A 17293-nucleotide genomic window follows, 5' to 3' on the forward strand; every position below is an offset into this window, starting at 1 on the left:
CCCGTCGAAAACCGCCGTTTCGCATCGCCATGTTGCGCAAATCCGCAGCGGAATGCTGCATTTCTACCTGTTTTCCCTATCATCGGCTCCGAATTTCGCTTTCCAACGGATTCAGGGTTGTTTCCGTTTCCAGTTGTGGCGGGATTGCCGCGTCCGTTGGCGCGGCCGTCGTGACGAAGGCCAGCCTTCGAGATCAGGATCGGAGAATGAAGATACACGTGCCCGACACCGCGCATTTCGACGCCCTGATGGTCGACTGGATCGACGGGCAGGGGCGCGTCTGCGCCGTCAACGCGCTGGAGGCGCGCGAACTCGCCATCAAGATCGCCGACGGCGAGAGCCTGCCGCTCGAACGCATCTACAGCAGCACCTCGGCGCAGGTGCTGCGCGGCATCGCGCGCGGCGACCAGCCGGTCCGCTCCGGCCTTCCCGTCTGGGTGAACTCGCCGCAATACAGCGAGGTGCCGATGATCGCCACGGTCGCCGCCGATGCGGCCCGGGGGATCGTCGTCATCAAGCAGCCGCTGCCGGCGAGCGTGCTCGGCATCGGTCCGGAGCTCGCCGAACGCGTGGAGATCCTGTCGCAGATGATCGGCGCGGCGACGGAGGCCTGCTGGTGCATCGAGTTCCTGGAGCCGGTCGACACGTCGCTCGCAGAGGACGAGATCGTCGAGCGCATCTTCGCCAACCAGAGCCGCTGGCGCGCCTGCAACGAGGCGATGGCGCGGCTCTACCGCGTGCCGGACGGCACCGACTTCAACATGCAGCCGGTGTCGCGCTACTTCCCGGCGACCGAGATCAACCGGCAGATGGTGCGCGACCTCGTGCGCTCCAACTACCGGCTCGACCGCGCCGTCGCCGTCGACCGCCGCCACGACGGCACCGAGATGCTGGTCGAGAACGATTTCCGCGCGGCGATCAAGGACGGCTTCCTGGTGCGGCTGTGGGGTACGACGCGCGACATCGGCGCACACCGCGAGCGCGAGCAGCAGCTCACCGACCGCGCCGACACGATGCAGGACATCCTGAGCGCGGCCCCCGACCCGATCCTCGTCGTCTCCGAGGACGGCCTGCTGCTCGCCGCCAACCCCGCCGCCGAGAGCGTCTGGGGACGCACCGCCGAGCAGGTGCTCGGCCGGCCGATCCAGCACTTCATCGAGACCCGGCAGGCGCTCGACAAGCTCCGGCAGGCGGTCCTGTCGGGAGAGGAGGGCGACGGCGAATGCGAGCTCGCCGTCATCGCCGCCGACGGAAGCCGCGACGTCTGGCGCTTCCGCGCCGCCCGCATCGAGGGCGAGATCCGCCGCTACGTGCTGACCGCCCGGCGCAAGGCCCGCCGCCGCGCGCGCAGCCTCACGGAGGCCGCGTCATGAAATTCTACGCCAACGACATCACCGCCCTCGGCCACCGCCGCCTGCGCCCCGGCTTCATCGACGAGCCGCAGTTCGGCGCCTTCCTCGAGGCCTTCCCGGACGGGGTGGCGCTGCTGGAGACGGACGGCACGATCAAGCTCGTCAACAGCAAGCTGGAGCTGCTCCTCAACCTCGCGCGCGGCGACCTCGTCGGCTCGGAGCTCGCCCGCCACGCCAAGACGGCCGGGCCGCTCGTGCAGAAGCTCGCCGCCGCCCTGCAGCAATTGAAGCGTATCGAGGTCTCGGGCACGCTCAACTCGCAGCGCACCGTCACCGCCTCGCTCGGCATCCTGCGCACGCCGGACGGCGGCGCCTACGGCGCGCTCCTGACGCTGCGCGAGGCCGGCCGGCCGCATCGCGAGGGCTCCGACAAGTTCCGCTTCGAGGCCGAGCCCGCCGCCGCCGGCCGGGCGAGCCCCGTCTTGACGCCGCGCCTGCAGGCCGTCGCGCGGCGGGCGGCAAGCGCCATCGAGCGCGGCAGCGCGGTGCTCCTGACCGGCGAGACCGGCACCGGCAAGACGGAGCTCGCCCGCCTCGTCGGCAAGGCCGGCGCCTCCAACGCACCGCCCTTCGTCCACGTCAATTGCGGCATGCTGACCGACGCGCAGTTCGACGCGGAGATGTTCGGCATCGAGCCCGGCTCGGCGCTCGACACCTCGACGCGCGGCAAGCTCGGCTTCGTCGAGGCGGCCGACGGCGGCACGCTCTTCCTCGACCAGGTGACCGACCTTACGCCGGTCGCGCAGATGAAGCTCGTCGCCTTCCTCGAAAGCCAGACCTTCAGCCGCCTCGGCTCGGTGCAGCGGCGCAAGGCGCGCATCAGCCTCGTCACCGCGACCAATGCCGACCTCTCGGCGCTGCTGGCGAGCGGCGCCTTCCGCAGCGACCTCTACTACCGCATCGCCGTGGTGACGCTCGACCTGCCGGCGCTGCGCGACCAGCCGGAGCTCGTCGCGGCGCTCACCGAGCATTTCCTGCGCCGGCTCAATGCGGGGCGCACGCCGGCGCTGAGGCTCTCATCGACCTTCATGGAGCGGCTCGCCGCCCACGCCTATCCCGGCAATATCCGCGAGCTCGCCAATATCCTCGAACGCGCCGCGGCGACGGCCGAGGACATGGCGCTCGCCGAGCATTTCATCGCCCCCGCGCCCGCGCCTTCGCCCACCAACGCCATCATGAGCAGCGGCGGGAAGGACGGCTCGCCGGCCAGTTTCAGGGACCTCGTGCAGGCGTTCGAAGGCTGGGTCCTGGAAAAATCCATCGCAGAACATGGAAGCAAAAGAGGCGCCGCCAAGGCGCTCGGCATCGATATCGCCACCCTCGTCAGGAAGACGAAGCGGACGAGATGACCAACGAGAGACATGAAGGGGAACAGACCATGTCGATACTGCGCAGATCCGCCATCATCGCCCTTGCAACGGCAAGCGTCTTGCCGCAGGCGCTCGCCGCCAATGCCGCCGAGCTGAACTACCTCACCTGGGAAGGCTATGCCGTCGACAGCTTCATCTCGAAGTTCGAGGCGGCCTCCGGCTGCAAGGTGAGCGCCTCCTATGTCGGCTCGAACGACGACTTCGCCGCCAAGCTCGCCGCCGGCGGCGGCGTCTACGACATCATCACGCCCTCGCTCGACACCGTGCCGATGCTGCGCCTCGCCGGCTTCGTCGCGCCGATCGACACGGCGAAGGTGGAGGGCTTCGGCGACATCTATCCGGAATTCTCGAAGGAAAGCGACGTGGTGGCCGACGGCGAGACCTGGGCCGTGCCGCTGATCTGGGGCTCCGTCTCGCTGATCTACCGGCCGGACAAGTTCGAGACCGCGCCGGATTCGATCGCCGTGCTGTTCGACCCGGCCCTCAAGGGCAAGATCTCGCTTTGGGACGACAAGTCCGCGCTCTACTGGACCGCGCGCTACCTCGGCTACGACAACATCTTCGACCTGACCGACGAGCAGCTCGACGCGGTGAAGGCGAAGCTCATCGAGCAGAAGCCGCTGATCCGCAAGTACTGGGCGTCTGCCGGCGAGCTGACGGAGCTGATGGCGAACCAGGAGGTCTACGTCTCCAACGCCTGGACGGGGCTCACCAGCAAGGACGTCAACAACCTCAAGAAGGGCTTCGAGGTCGTCGAGTTCACGCCGAAGGAGAAGGCGGAAGGCTGGATGGACTCGATGATGCTGGTGAAGGATTCCCCCAACGAGGACTGCGCCTACAAGTTCATGAGCTTCATGCAGTCGCCGGACGGCCAGTGCGGGCTCGCCGAATCCACCGGCTACTTCCCGGCCAACCCGAAGGCCGTGCAGGGCTGCATGAGCGACGAGCTCAAGAAGGAGCGGCAGGTCGACAACGTCGAGTTCGTCAAGAGCCTCGTCATGTGGCAGCAGCCGGCCCGTCTCGACAAGTATCTGGAGACCTGGAACGCCGTGAAGGCGGCGCCCTGACATCTGCCGGGAGGGGCCGCGCGCGGCCCTCCCCTTCGCATCGCAGGGCAATCGCATATGGAATGACGAGGGTGCGTCCCGCCCCTTCTCCCCGGCGGGGAGAGGTCGCGGCAGCGGGATGAGGGGGCACCGCCAGGCGCAGGCAAGGCGGTATACCCCTCATCCGGCCCTTCGGGCCACCTTCTCCCCGGCGGGGAGAAGGGGAAAACGGAAAGGCCGCATTCTGGATTCGATTGCCTTGCCCGGCATCGTACGATCAAGAGACACGGGGACCCGATGACCTCCAGCCCGATTGTGGCGCTCGACGGCGTTCAGAAACGATACGGCGCCTTCGTCGCGCTTCACGAGACCGACCTCGCCATCGCCGAAGGCGAGTTCGTCACCCTGCTCGGCCCGTCCGGCTGCGGCAAGACGACGACGCTGCGCCTCGTCGGCGGCTTCGAGGAGGCGAGCGCCGGCCGCATCGCCATCGCCGGCGAGGACGTGACCGAGCGCCCGCCCTACCGCCGGCCGGTCAACACCGTCTTCCAGGACTACGCCCTCTTCCCGCACATGAGCGTGGCGGAGAACATCGGCTACGGCCTCACCGTCCGCTCGGGCCGGATCGGCAGGGCCGAGCGCGACCGGCGCGTGGCCGACGCGCTCTCCATGGTCGGCCTCGACGGCATGGCGGAGCGCCGGCCGGGCGCGCTCTCCGGCGGCCAGCGCCAGCGCGTCGCCATGGCCCGCGCCATCGTGCGGCGCCCGCGCGTGCTGCTGCTCGACGAGCCGCTCTCGGCCCTCGACGTGAAGCTCCGGGAAGGCATGCAGGTCGAGCTGAAGCGGCTCCACCGCGAGCTCGGCATCACCTTCCTGATGGTCACGCATGACCAGACGGAGGCCTTGGCGCTCTCCGACCGCATCGTCGTGATGAACCAGGGCCGCATCGCCCAGATCGGCTCGCCGACCGAGCTCTACGACCATCCGGCGAGCCCCTATGTCGCCGACTTCATCGGCGCGGCGAACCTGCTGGACGCGCAAGCGCTCGGCGGCGGCGCCTTCCGCCTTGCCGGCGGCCAGACCATGGCGAGCCGGCGCGCGGACGCCGCCGCCGGCCGCAAGGTGAGCCTCGGCATCCGCCCCGAACGGCTGCTGGTCGCCTCCTCCGCCGGCGGGAACGCGCTCGACTGCACGGTGACGGAACGGCTCTTCCACGGCGACCGGCTGCGCGTGGAGCTGGCGCTCGACGGCGCTACCCGGCCGCTCTTCGCCGAGATGGCGCGCACCGCGGCGGCGGAAGGCTTCGCGCCGGGCAGCCGCGTCACCGTCCATGCCGATCCGGCCGACGTGATGGTGTTCGAGACGGGAGACAGGCCATGACGCTGACGCGCCGCACCATCCCGGGCTTCGCCGCCCTGTTCTCGCTGCCGCTCGCCTGGGTGCTGCTGCTGATGGTCGTGCCCTATGCGATCATGATCTCGGTCGGCTTCTGGACGCGGCAGTTCCCGCTGTTCTACCCGGACTTCCAGTTCGGCAACTACGCGCAGATCCTCGCCGACCCGCAATACACGACCGTCATCCTGCGCACGCTGAAGATCGCCGCCTGCGTCACCGTCTGCGCGCTGCTGCTCGGCTATCCGCTCGCCTATTTCCTCGTCTTCACCGTCCGCTCGCAGAAGCTGCGCAACCTCCTCTACATGTCGGTGATCGTGCCGCTGTGGGTCTCCTACCTGCTGCGCGCCTACACGTGGAAGATCATCCTCGGCACCGACGGCGCGCTGAATTCGCTGCTCGTCTCCACCGGCCTCGTCTCCGCGCCGCTCGACATCTTCCTCTACAACCAGACGGCCATGGTCGTGACGCTCGTCTACATCTTCGTGCCCTTCATGGTGATGCCGCTCTTCACCGTGCTCGACAACATCCCCCGCCGGCTGATCGAGGCCTCGGAGGATCTCGGCGTCGGCCCGTTCATGACCTTCTGGAAGGTGATCTTCCCGCTCTCGCTCGGCGGCGTCATCGCCGGCGCGACCATGACCTTCTGCCTGTCCTTCGGCGATTTCGTCGCCCCGGTGCTCGTCGGCGGGCCGGACGGGACGATGGTGGCGAACCTCCTGCAGACGCAGTTCGGCGCCGCCCTCAACTGGCCGCTCGGATCGGCGCTCGCGACGCTGGTGCTCGCGCTGGTGCTGATCCTCCTGCAACTCTCCAGCCGCCTCGACCGGGCCGGCCGGGTCGACCTGGCGTGAGGAGGCGGTGATGCGGCGCTTGCACTGGTGGCAGAGGGGACTGGTCGGCGTCAGCCTCGGCGTGCTGGCCTTCCTCTACCTGCCGATCGTCATGCTGGTGATCTTCTCCTTCAACGACAGCAAGGTCACCTCCTTCCCGCTCTCGGGCTTCACGCTGCACTGGTACGAGGCCTTCCTCGCCAATGCGCAGATGCTGCGGGCGCTCGCCAACAGCCTGTGGGTGGCGCTCTTCGCCACCGCGCTTTCCGTCGTCATCGGCGTGACGGCGGCGCTTGCCCTCGACCGCTACGACTTTCCGGGAAAACGGCTGTTCCAGAACGTCATCCTGCTGCCCCTCAGCCTGCCGGGCATCGTCACCGGCATCGCCATGCTGAACTTCTACAAGCAGATCGGCATCCCGCAGAGCCTGACGGCGGTGGTGATCGGCCATGCCACGGCACTCCTCGGCGTCGTCGTCTCGCAGGTGATGGCCAGGCTCGCCAAGATCAACCGCCGCCAGTTCGAGGCCTCCGCCGACCTCGGCGCGACCCCGTTCGAGACCTTCCGCCACGTCACGCTGCCGGGCATCCGCAGCGCCATCGTGGGCTCGGCGCTGCTCTGCTTCACGCTCTCCTTCGACGAGATCCCCGTCACCTACTTCCTGACGGGCCGCGAGGTGACGCTGCCGATCTACATCTACTCGACGCTCCGGCGCGGCATCACGCCGGAGATCAACGCCATCGGCACGGTGATCGTCGCCGTGTCCTTCGTCCTCATCGTCCTCTCGGTCACGCTCCTGCGCGACCGGGAGCGATCCTGATCCATGGAAGGGAGAACAAGCATGGACGCCTCGACCTACACCCACGATTTCTGGCGCAGCAAGGCCGGATCGCTGAAATTCCGCACGCAGCACTTCATCGACGGGGCCTATGTCGCCTCCGCCGACGGCCGCACCTTCCCGACGATCAACCCGGCGACCGGCGAGACGCTGGCCGAGGTCGCCCGCGGCGGTGCCGCAGAGATCGACCGGGCCGTTTCGGTCGCCCGCAAGGCCTTCCGCTCCGGCGCCTGGTCGCGCATGGACCCGCGCGCCCGCATGGCCGTGCTGGAGAAATTCTCCGCCCTCATCGAGGCGCATGCGGAGGAGTTCGCGGTGCTGGACAGCCTCGACATGGGCAAGCCGGTGATGGACATGATGAACATCGACATCCCCGGCTCCGTCACGTCGCTGAAATTCTTCTCCGAGACGATCGACAAGATCGAGGGTGCGGTGACGGCGACGGCGGCCAACGCGCTGCACTACATCCTGCGCCAGCCGCTCGGCGTCGTCGGCCTGATCGTGCCGTGGAACTACCCGCTGATGATGGCCGCCTGGAAGCTCGGGCCAGCGCTCGCCACCGGCAACTCGGTGGTGCTGAAGCCGGCCGAGCAGTCGCCGCTGTCGGCGAACCTCCTGGCCGAGCTCTTCATCGAGGCGGGCGGGCCGGCGGGCGTGCTCAACGTCGTGCACGGCCTCGGCGAGGAGGCCGGCAAGGCGCTGGCGCTCCACAACGACGTCGACAAGATCGGCTTCACCGGCTCCACCGAGGTCGGCAAGCTCCTGATGATCTATGCCGGCCAGTCGAACATGAAGCGGGTCTCGACGGAATGCGGCGGCAAGACCCCGCAGATCGTGCTCGGCGACTACGACGACCTCGACACCGCCGTCACCTATGCCGTCAACGGCATCTACGGCAACCAGGGCGAGGTCTGCAACGCCGGCTCGCGCATCCTCGTCGAGAAGGGCATCCACGACGATTTCGTCGAGCGCTTCACCGCCCGCACCCGCGAGACTTTCGTGCTCGGCGACCCGCTCGACCCGGCCACCACCATCGGCCCGCTGGTGACGGCCTCGCACCAGAAGCGCGTGCTCGACTATATCGACATCGGCCGCAGGGAGGGCGCGGCGCTGCGCTTCGGCGGCGGCACGTTCGCCGCGGCACCGGCCGGCGCCTATGTCGAGCCGACGCTCTTCACCGGCGTCGACAACGGCATGCAGATCGCCCGCGAGGAGATCTTCGGGCCGGTCGCGGCGATCATCCCGGTCGACGGGGTGGACGACGCGATCGCCGTCGCCAACGATTCGATCTACGGGCTCGCCGCCTCGATCTGGACGCGCGACGTCACCAAGGCGCACACCTTCGCCCGCGACATCGAGGCCGGCGTCGTCTGGGTCAACTGCTTCGACCACGGCGACATGACGTCGATCTGGGGCGGCTACAAGCAGACCGGCAACGGCCGCGACAAGTGCCTCGAGGCGCTGACGCAGTACACGCAGACGAAGTCCGTGTGGATCAACCTCGGCTGATCTTGGAACGGGCGGCGCATCCGGCGCGCCGCCCGCCGCGCCTCAGTAGCTCGGCGGCGTGATCGCCCAGATCACGACCGCCTCGGCATCGCCGGTGTTGGCGTAGCGGTGGGGGGTGTTGCTCGGGAAGGCGAAGCTGTCGCCGGCGAGCAGGACGACGTGCCTCTCGTTGATCCAGAGGTCGAGCTGGCCGGAGACGACGATCCCGGTCTCCTCGCCGACATGGGTATAGGGCGTCTCGCCGCTCCGGCTGCCGGGCGGGAAGGTGCACCAGAGGAGCTCGAGCTGCCGGTCGAGATTGGGCGACAGCAGCTCGTCGACGATGCCGTTGGCGTAGTGGAGCTTGCGGCGGGAGGGCGCGCGCACGACGAAGTCGCGCAGTTCCTCGTCGTCGTCGGCCGCCGGCGGGAAGAACCAGCTGATCGTCACGCCGAGCGCCCGGCTGATCGAATAGAGCGCCTTGACCGACGGGTTGGCGAGCCCCCGCTCGATCTGGCTCAGATACCCTTGCGACAGGCCGGTGGCGGCGGCGAGCTCGCCGAGCGTCATGTCCTTCGCCTTGCGCAGGCCCTTGATGTCCTGGCCGACGCGCCCGTCGAGATTGACGATGTCGGCGATCCGGATGGTCTCGTCCCCGGCCTCGGCGAGGCCGAGGCTGTTCGAGGGTCTCAAGAATTTCGGCTCGTTCCTGCTCATTTCGGTCCTGTCTGCGTCGTCATCCCGCGGACCATAAGCCAGCCCTCTGCCGGATTCCACAAAATTCACTCTATCAAATTTTTGGCATTGAATATTTACTTTTCAAAAATCCGCGGTATCGTTTTTCATATCGACGGTTGCCATAACAACGAGGGGGAGCTCGCATGAGTGCCGCAACCGCGCCAAAGGCCGCTTATGACGTCATCGTCATCGGTGCGGGGCACAACGGCCTTGTCTGCGCGAACTATCTCGCCAAATCCGGAAAGAAGGTGCTCGTGCTGGAGCGCCGCGGCATCGTCGGCGGCGCCGCCGTGACGGAGGAGATCGCACCCGGCTTCAGGGCCTCGATCTTCTCCTACCTGATGAGCCTCCTGCACCCGCGCATCATCCGCGAGCTCGACCTCAAGGCCCACGGGCTGGAGGTGCTGCCCTGCTCCGACATGGTCTCGCCGGTCGACGGCGGCGACTACATCCTCTTCTCCGAGGACATCAGGAAGACGCAGGACAGCTTCCGGAAATTCTCCGAAAAGGACGCGGAGATCTATCCGGTCTTCGACCAGTATCTCCGCGAGGCGACCGACATCGTCCGCAAGCTGCTCTGGGAGACGCCGCCCGACCCGTCGCGGCGCGACTGGAAGACGTTCCGGGACATGGCCTCGCTCGTCTGGCGCTACCGCAAGGTCGGCCGCAAGATGTACCGCATCGCCGACATGCTGACGATGAGCGCCTACGACTTCCTCAGGGAATGGTTCGAGGACGAGCGCGTGATGGCGGTGATCGCCTATTACGCCTCGATCGGCACCTTCGCCGGGCCGAAGACGCCGGGCACCGCCTATGTCATCCTGCACCACATCATGGGCGAGCACGAGGGCGCCGGCGGCTGGGGCTTCATCAAGGGCGGCATGGGCTCGATCACCCAGGCGCTCGCCGCCTCCGCCCGCAGCCACGGCGTCGACATCGTCACCGATGCGTCGGTCGCCGAGATCAAGGTCGGCGGCAACAGGGTGCGCTCGGTGCTGACGACGGACGGGCGCGAGTTCACCGCGCCGGTCATCGCCTCGAACGCGTCGGCCAAGACGCTCTATCTCGACATGCTCGACCCCAAGCTGCTGCCGGACGAGGTGCTGCGCGAGATCCGCGGCTACCGGACGTTCTCGACGGCCTTCAAGATGAACGTCGCCTGCGAGCGCCCGCCGCAATACACGATCCTCGACAAGGTGCGCGCCGACGGCGTGCTCGGCAAGTTCGACTACCCGACCTACATGCATATCGCGCCGGACATCGACTATCTCGAGCGGGCCTATGACGACGCCAAGTACGGCTGGTATTCGAGCGCGCCGTTCCTGACGCCGGTCTGCCCGACGATGGTCGACGACACGCTGGCGCCGCCCGGCAAGCACGTCGTCAACTTCTTCGGCGGCCACGCCCCCTACGAGCTGAAGGGCGGCGACTGGGCGACGGAAAAGGACAATTTCCGCAAGGTCGTCTTCGACACGATCGAGCGCTTCGCACCCGGCTTCTCCAACGACGTCATCGAGGCGCAGCTCCTCGTCGCACCCGACATCGAGAAGATCGTCAACCTGCCGCAGGGCCATATCTTCCACGGCGAACTGTCGCCGGACCAGCTGTTCTTCCAGCGGCCGGTCTCGGGCTATGCCGACTACCGGACCCCCATCGGCGGCCTCTATATCTGCGGCTCGTCCATGCATCCGGGCGGCGGCGTCTCCGGCATCCCCGGCTTCAACGCCGCGCGCGAAATCCTGCGCGACATCCGGTGAGCGCCATGACCTTCACCCGCAACACCCCCTATCATTCCCGGCAAGCCGCACTCGGCGCGGAGTTCGTCGACCGCGTCGGCTTCGCCGCCGCCTATCACTACGGCTCCATCGCGGAGGAGCACAAGGCGACGCGCGAGGCGGTCGGCATCTTCGACGTCTACTACCAGGTGATGATCGCGGTGATCGGGCCGGACGCGGCCGCCTTCCTCGACGGGCTTTCGGTCAACGACATCGCCGGCATGGCGGTCGGCGGCGTGCGCTACACCTCGATCTGCAACGCCGACGGCGGCATGATCGACGACCTCACCGTCTTCCGCTTCTCCGAGACGGAATACCGGCTCGCGCCGACGCCGACGCGTGTCGGCCCCGTCCTCGCCTGGCTGGAGCGGAACCGCGGGACGAACCCCGTCGCCATCGTCAATCTCGGCTATCGCGACGCCTATCTCTCGGTGCAGGGGCCGCAGTCGCGCGCACTCCTGCAATCGCTGACCGATGCGGACCTCGGAAACGACAGCCTGCGCTATTTCCAGTTCACGCAAGGGGCCGTCGCCGGCATTCCCGGCGCCGTCATCTCCCGCACCGGCTATTCGGGCGAGCTCGGCTTCGAGCTGTTCTATCCGTCGGAATATGCCGGGCACCTGTGGGACACCGTCGTCGCCGCCGGCAAGGCGCACGGGCTTCGTCCCTGCGGGCTCGGCGCGCTGGTGACGCTCCGCATGGAGAAGAAATACCCGCTCTACGGGCTCGACATCTCGGAGGCCTCGACGCCGATCGAGGCGGACCTCGGCTGGACCTTCCGGGCCGCCAAGGGCGACTTCATCGGCCGCGAGCGGATCGCGGAACAGGCACAGAACGGCACCGAAAGGCGCCTCGTCCTGCTTTCCGCCGACGACCTTGCGCCCACCTTCGCGATCGGCGACGCCATCGAGGCGGAGGGGCGAAAGGTCGGCGCGGTCACCTCGGCGGCCAAGGGCCACACGGTCGGCAAGAGCCTGGCGATGGGCTATGTCGAGACCGGTTTCGATACGGACGGGCTGTCGCTCGTCATCGCTTCGGCGGGCGGCGAACGGGTTCCCGTCACGCTCCACCGCAAGCCGGTCTACGACCCGGCGGGAGAGCGGGCACGCAGCTAGGCAGAGTTTCAAGAACCACAAAGGGGAGCACGCCATGCCGATTAACAGCAGATTCACACGCCGTTCGATCCTCAAGCATACGGCGCAGGCGACCGCGCTGCTGGCAGCGCCGGCGATCCTCGGAAGGGCAAGCCTCGCCGGCGCGCAGGATTCGTTTGCCGGCGAGAGCCTGATCGTCGTCTCCTGGTCGGGCAACCACGAGCAGAGCTTTCGCGAGAGCGTCGTCGAGCCGTTCAACGAGAAATACGGGACCAAGGTCGAGACGGTCGGCGGCTGGGACCAGATGATCGCCCAGATCAAGGCGGCACCCGCGGACAACCCGCCCTTCGACCTGACCATCGCCGACGAATACACGACCTCGCTCGGCCTTGCCGAGAACGTCTTCCTGAAGACCGACCGGTCCGGGATCAAGGGCTTCGAGGCCGTGTCGCCCTGGTTCGACGCGCATCGCGGCGCGGCGCGCGACTACGGCGTGCCCTTCGGCGGCGGGTCGCTGTGGATGGTGGCGAGCCGCTCCTCGGGCATCGGCGCCGGAAGCTGGAAAGGCTTCTGGGACGAGCGCGCCAAGGGCAAGACGACCATGGACGCGGCCGCCTTCTACTGGGACCTCTGCGTGCCCGCCATCCTCTCCGACCGCAAGCCCGGCATCGACGAGGTCTTCGACAGCCCGGCCGAGGTCGAGGCGCTGTTTGCCGAGCTCGACAAGCTGCAAATGGCGAAGTGGTACAGCGACGGGGCGGAGCTCGCCAACATCCTCATCCAGGAGACGGCCGAGATCGCCATGGTCTATTCCGCCGACGCCCGCGGCTTCATGAAGGAGTTCGGCGAGACGCACGAGATCGCCATCCCGGCCGAGGGAACCGCCTCCTACACGAACTGGTTCATGAAGGTCCGCGGCACCCGCCATCCGGAGCTGTCCGACCTCTTCCTCTCCTATCTCCTCGAAAAGGAGACGCAGCAGCGCTTCCTCGACAACTCGACCGACTTCCTGTCGCGCACGGACCTGACGCCGCCGGCACACTGGCCGGACTATCCGACGACGGAAGAGGCGATCGCCAAGACGTTCAACCTCTTCAGCCTCAAGGGCTGGGACGCCTTCGGCGCGAACTGGGACGCGCTCAACGACCGCATGAAGCAGACGATCGCCACCACGTCGCGCGGCTGAGCGAGGGCGTGCGGGCAAGGAGACGGGAATCGCCTGTGGAATGGCGAGGGTGCTTCCTGCCCCTTCTCCCCGGCGGGGAGAAGGCCGCGGCAGCGGGATGAAAGGGGGCGTAGGCAAGATGCGGCGAACTCGCCCCCTCATCCGACCCTTCGGGCCACCTTCTCCCCGCCGGGGAGAAGGGGAAACGGCCAGGTCGCTTCCATATACGACAGCCCCGGACAAGGAGACGCCGTGAGCGAGAGCATCCTGGAGCTCGAAAGGGTCCGCCTGCAATACGGGCCGGTCGTGGCGGTCGACGACGTCACCGTCGCCGTCGGCAGGGGCGAGTTCGTGACGCTGCTCGGCCCGTCCGGCTCCGGCAAGACCTCGACGCTGCGCCTCGTCGGCGGCTTCGAGCATCCGACCGGCGGCGTGATCCGCATCGCCGGCCGTCCGGTGAACGGCCTGCCGGCGAACCGGCGCGACACCGCCACCATCTTCCAGAGCGGCGCGCTCTTCCCGCACAAGACCGTGGCGGAGAACATCGCCTACGGGCTGAGGATGCGCCGCGTGCCCGCCGCCGAGATCGCGCGGCGGGTCGCCGAGATGCTGGAGATCGTCGCCCTGCCCGGCTTCGAGCACCGCTATCCGGCGGAGATGTCCGGCGGCCAGCGCCAGCGCGTGGCGCTCGCCCGATCGCTCGTCGTCCGGCCGTCGCTGCTCCTCTTCGACGAGCCGCTGTCGGCGCTCGACCTGGCGCTGAAGCTGCAATTGCGCGCCGAGATCAAGCGGCTGCACGCAGAGCTCGGCTTCTCCGCCGTCTTCGTCACGCACGACCAGGGCGAGGCGCTGTCGCTCTCCGACCGTGTCGCCGTCATGCAGAAGGGCCGCATCGAGCAGATCGACCGGCCCGACACGCTCTACAACCGGCCCGCCAGCGAATTCGTCTACACGTTCATGGGCGAGTCGAACCGGCTGGACGTCACCGTCGGCGGCGGCGCGATCCGCGACCTCCAGGGGCACCTCCTGCCGCTGACGCTCGAAGACGGCCTTGCCGAGGGCGCCTGGCGGCTCTACCTGCGGCCCTCGCGCCTCCATCTTTCCGAGCACGAGCCCGTCCGCTCCAACGCGCTGCGCTGCACGGTGTCCATGGTCGAGTTCCTCGGCGATCATTTCCGCTATCACCTCGCCTGCCACGGCCTGCGGCTGATGTGCGACGTGTCCGCAAAGCTCGGCCTCTCCGAGGGAAGCGACGTCATCGCCTCCTGGGACGGGGCGGACATGAGGGCCTATCGATGACGGACGCGCGCAGGAGGAGGACGGGAGAAGCCCTCGGCTTCTGGCTGCTGCTTGCGCCCTCGCTGCTGCTCCTCGTCCTCGTCTTCGCGAGGACCGTCGCCGGCGTCGTGCGGATGAGCTTCAACGGCTGGACGCCGCCGAGCTTCTACGTCGAGGACGTCGTGCTCGACCACTATGTCCGGCTCGCGACGGACCCGCTGATCCGCGAGGCGGCCTTCAACACGGTGGTGCTGGCGTTCCAGGCGGCGCTCACCTCCGTCGTCCTCGCCTATGTGATGACGCTGATCGTCTGGCTGAGGCCGAAACGCTTCCGCCTCACGGTCATCGGCCTGATGCTCTGCCCGCTGCTCGCCTCGGAGATCTCGATCATCTTCGGCTGGTGGCTGGTGCTGCCGCGCAACGGGCTCCTCTCCTACATGCTCGTCGGCTCCGGGCTGGTCTCGGAGAAGATCAACCTGCTCTACACCGAGTTCGCCGCCTTCCTCGGCCTCGTCTATGCCATCCTGCCCTATTCCTTCTTCATCCTGCTCTCCGTCATGGACCGGCAGGACCGTCTGCTCATCGAGGCCTCCGCCGATCTCGGCGCCTCGCCGCTCTCGACCTTCCGCGAGGTCGTGCTGCCGCTCACCTGGCGCGGCGTGGTGCTCGCCTTCTCGCAGGCGCTGATCTGGGCCTTCGGCATCTACGCCACGCCCTCCGCGCTCGGCCCCGACACGCTGTGGACCATGGGCCAGCGCATCCAGGAAGAGATGATAGGGCGCGCCAACTGGCCGCTCGCCTCGGCGATCGCCGTGGCGATGATCGCGGCCATCGCGCTGCTGCTCGTGGTGATGCGGACCGTGGAACCGAAGGAGCGGACGGCATGAGGCGGAGCGGCGACATTACCGCCCGCCTGCTCTGGGCGGCGGGGCTGCTGGTCCTCGGGGTCGTGTCGGTCTATGTGGCCCTGCCGGTGGCGATCGCCTTCGTGATGAGCTTCAGCGGCGGGCAGATCCTGCGCTTCCCGATCCAGTCCTGGTCGCTGCGCTGGTACGCGGATTTCTTCGGCAGCCCGCAATATGTCGACGCGCTCGTCAACACGCTCGTCATCGCGCTCGGGGCGACCGTCCTCTCCGTCGCCGCGGGGACCGCCTCGGCCTGGGCGATCAGCCGGCGGAAAAACCTCGCCACCGGGGCGCTGACGCTCCTCCACATGCTGCCGCTCTTCGTGCCCGGCGTCGTGCTCGGGCTCGGCATCGCCATCACCTTCGGCAATGTCCGCCTGTTCGGGATGGATCTCTACGGCACGCGCTTCATCGTCATGCTGGCGCACAGCCTGTGGGGCATGCCGCTCGTCATGATGCTGATGGAGACGACCTTCCGCTCGCTCGACCGCCAGGTGCTCGAGGCCTCGCGCGACCTCGGCGCCGGCCCCTTCACCACCTTCCGCGAGATCGTGCTGCCGGAGGTGCGCACCGCGATCCTGTCGAGCGCGCTCTTCAGCTTCGTCGTCTCCGTCAACGAGTTCTACATGGCGCTGTTCCTGACGACGCGGGACACGCAGACGCTGCCCGTGCTGATGTGGCTCAGCCTGCGCTCGGCCGGCAGCCCGCGGCTCGCCGTCGCGGCCGTCGTGCTGATGACCATCGTGCTCGTCTCGCTCGTCCTGCTGGCGAGCGGCCTGCGCCGGAAGGAGAGGGTCCGGGGATGACGGGACGGCTTGCCGATTGACAGGTCAGGATGGCCTACCTATCGTGCTCGCGCTGGATAGGCTGGGCGTGTCCGCTCATCGCAAGTGCCCGGTTCGCATGCGTTATCCGTGGCGGCGGCCCATTCCCGTCCCGTCGAAACCTTGACCGGGGTCCGGCGACCGGATCCCGATCGGCATGGAGTTGCAAGCGAGGTGGAACAGGCAGATCTTTCGACGGAAGCCAGCGCCGACGTGCACCATCAGGCGACGCTGCTGCGGGCCTGGGACCAGAAGTACACGCAACTGCGGTCCGGCGGCTTCACGGGATCGGTCAGCACCCTGCGCAACGGCGGGGTGAAGCTGTTCCGCGAACAGATGAACCGCGCGGTCTTCCAGATGGGCGCGCTGCCCGCCACGAAGCTCGGCTTCGGCCTGCCGGTGCGCGCCGCCGGGCGCAGCTACATCTGCGGCGAGGAGGGAAACGGGCACAGCCTGCTGGTGTTCTCCGGCCGCTCGGGCTTCGAGTTCCTCTCGCCCGACGATTTCGAGTTCTACGGCATCGAGATCGACACCTCGGCATCGGCGTCCGACGATCCGGTGTTCCTCGCCATGGTGCGGACGCTGGAGGACGTGATCACCTCGTCGAGCCGGGCGATCCGGCTGGACGCGGCGCGGCTCGGCAAGCTCGGCCGCCTGCTGGGCGCGACGCTCAGCGAGGAGGGGATCGGCGACCGGCTGCAGACCTGGCCGGATCACGCGGCGGCCTTCAACCGCGGCCTCGTCGGCTGGATCCTCGACATGCTGCAGGCGGCCCCGCCCGAATCCGACAACCCGCCGATGCGCCACTGGGACACGATCACGGCGGTCCGCCAGCTGGTCTCCCAGTCGTCCTCCTGCCCCTCCTCGGTGGCCGAGCTGACGGTCGAGCTCGGCGTGTCGCGCCGCACGCTGCAGAACGCCTGCCAGGAGATCGTCGGCCTGAGCCCCGTGCAATACCTGCGGGCGCTGCGCCTCAGCGAGGCGCGCCGCATGATGGAGCAGTCGCGCTCGGTGACCGAGGTCGCAACGCAGTTCGGCTTCTGGCACCTCAGCTACTTCGCCCGCGACTATCACGCCATGTTCGGCGAATTGCCCTCCAAGACGCTGGAGCGGGTCAGGACCTGCCAGGCCTGAG

15 protein-coding genes are annotated in these 17293 nt (G+C 67.9%); 14 read left to right on the forward strand and 1 reads right to left on the reverse strand.

Features of this window, described 5'->3' with window-relative positions; translation table 11 throughout:
• The first annotated feature begins 206 nt into the window (after window positions 1-206).
• From NNZ72_RS10990 to NNZ72_RS11020, 7 genes are all read left to right on the forward strand, one after another.
• Window positions 207-1373: a PAS domain S-box protein gene (locus NNZ72_RS10990; protein WP_257315353.1), complete on the forward strand. Its 1167-nt coding sequence runs from the start codon at window positions 207-209 to the stop codon at window positions 1371-1373.
• Window positions 1370-2761, forward strand: coding sequence for a sigma 54-interacting transcriptional regulator (locus tag NNZ72_RS10995; RefSeq protein ID WP_257315354.1), 1392 nt, complete (start codon window positions 1370-1372; stop codon window positions 2759-2761). Before NNZ72_RS10990 ends, NNZ72_RS10995 begins: the two co-directional genes overlap by 4 nt.
• A gap of 29 nt (window positions 2762-2790) precedes the next feature.
• A complete protein-coding gene (locus NNZ72_RS11000; protein ID WP_257315355.1) occupies window positions 2791-3849 on the forward strand; it encodes an ABC transporter substrate-binding protein in 1059 nt (352 codons plus the stop codon).
• 276 nt (window positions 3850-4125) lie between these two features.
• Entirely contained in the window at window positions 4126-5208 is a 1083-nt protein-coding gene (locus tag NNZ72_RS11005; protein ID WP_257315356.1) for an ABC transporter ATP-binding protein, read from the forward strand.
• Entirely contained in the window at window positions 5205-6074 is an 870-nt protein-coding gene (locus NNZ72_RS11010; RefSeq protein ID WP_257315357.1) for an ABC transporter permease, read from the forward strand. Before NNZ72_RS11005 ends, NNZ72_RS11010 begins: the two co-directional genes overlap by 4 nt.
• A 10-nt stretch (window positions 6075-6084) precedes the next feature.
• Window positions 6085-6873 carry an ABC transporter permease gene (locus NNZ72_RS11015; protein ID WP_257315358.1) on the forward strand — a complete coding sequence of 263 codons (789 nt, stop codon included), beginning with the start codon at window positions 6085-6087 and terminating at the stop codon, window positions 6871-6873.
• Between the two features lie 21 nt (window positions 6874-6894).
• Window positions 6895-8400 carry an aldehyde dehydrogenase gene (locus NNZ72_RS11020; RefSeq protein ID WP_257315359.1) on the forward strand — a complete coding sequence of 502 codons (1506 nt, stop codon included), beginning with the start codon at window positions 6895-6897 and terminating at the stop codon, window positions 8398-8400.
• Between the two features lie 42 nt (window positions 8401-8442).
• Here NNZ72_RS11020 and NNZ72_RS11025 read toward each other — a convergent pair whose 3' ends face one another.
• A complete protein-coding gene (locus tag NNZ72_RS11025) occupies window positions 8443-9072 on the reverse strand; it encodes a helix-turn-helix domain-containing protein (protein ID WP_257315360.1) in 630 nt (209 codons plus the stop codon).
• A gap of 188 nt (window positions 9073-9260) precedes the next feature.
• Here NNZ72_RS11025 and NNZ72_RS11030 point away from each other — a divergent pair, with 188 nt between their 5' ends.
• The 7 genes from NNZ72_RS11030 to NNZ72_RS25520 all read left to right on the forward strand — a co-directional run bounded on the left by NNZ72_RS11030 (window position 9261) and on the right by NNZ72_RS25520 (window position 17292).
• The gene (locus NNZ72_RS11030) at window positions 9261-10874 is read left to right on the forward strand and encodes a phytoene desaturase family protein (protein ID WP_257315361.1); all 1614 of its coding nucleotides are present in this window, start codon (window positions 9261-9263) and stop codon (window positions 10872-10874) included.
• Window positions 10875-10879: 5 nt separating this feature from the next.
• Entirely contained in the window at window positions 10880-12007 is a 1128-nt protein-coding gene (gene gcvT / locus NNZ72_RS11035; protein ID WP_257315362.1) for a glycine cleavage system aminomethyltransferase GcvT, read from the forward strand.
• 34 nt (window positions 12008-12041) lie between these two features.
• Complete coding sequence (locus tag NNZ72_RS11040) at window positions 12042-13172, forward strand: ABC transporter substrate-binding protein (protein WP_257315363.1); 1131 nt, start codon at window positions 12042-12044, stop codon at window positions 13170-13172.
• Window positions 13173-13403: 231 nt separating this feature from the next.
• Complete coding sequence (locus NNZ72_RS11045) at window positions 13404-14450, forward strand: ABC transporter ATP-binding protein (RefSeq protein WP_257315364.1); 1047 nt, start codon at window positions 13404-13406, stop codon at window positions 14448-14450.
• A complete protein-coding gene (locus tag NNZ72_RS11050) occupies window positions 14447-15316 on the forward strand; it encodes an ABC transporter permease (RefSeq protein WP_257315365.1) in 870 nt (289 codons plus the stop codon). Before NNZ72_RS11045 ends, NNZ72_RS11050 begins: the two co-directional genes overlap by 4 nt.
• Complete coding sequence (locus NNZ72_RS11055; RefSeq protein ID WP_257315366.1) at window positions 15313-16140, forward strand: ABC transporter permease; 828 nt, start codon at window positions 15313-15315, stop codon at window positions 16138-16140. Before NNZ72_RS11050 ends, NNZ72_RS11055 begins: the two co-directional genes overlap by 4 nt.
• Before the next feature lie 192 nt (window positions 16141-16332).
• A complete protein-coding gene (locus NNZ72_RS25520) occupies window positions 16333-17292 on the forward strand; it encodes a helix-turn-helix domain-containing protein (RefSeq protein ID WP_257315367.1) in 960 nt (319 codons plus the stop codon).
• Window position 17293 lies beyond the last annotated feature (1 nt).

Source organism: Shinella pollutisoli (genome assembly GCF_024609765.1).
GTDB lineage: Bacteria > Pseudomonadota > Alphaproteobacteria > Rhizobiales > Rhizobiaceae > Shinella > Shinella pollutisoli.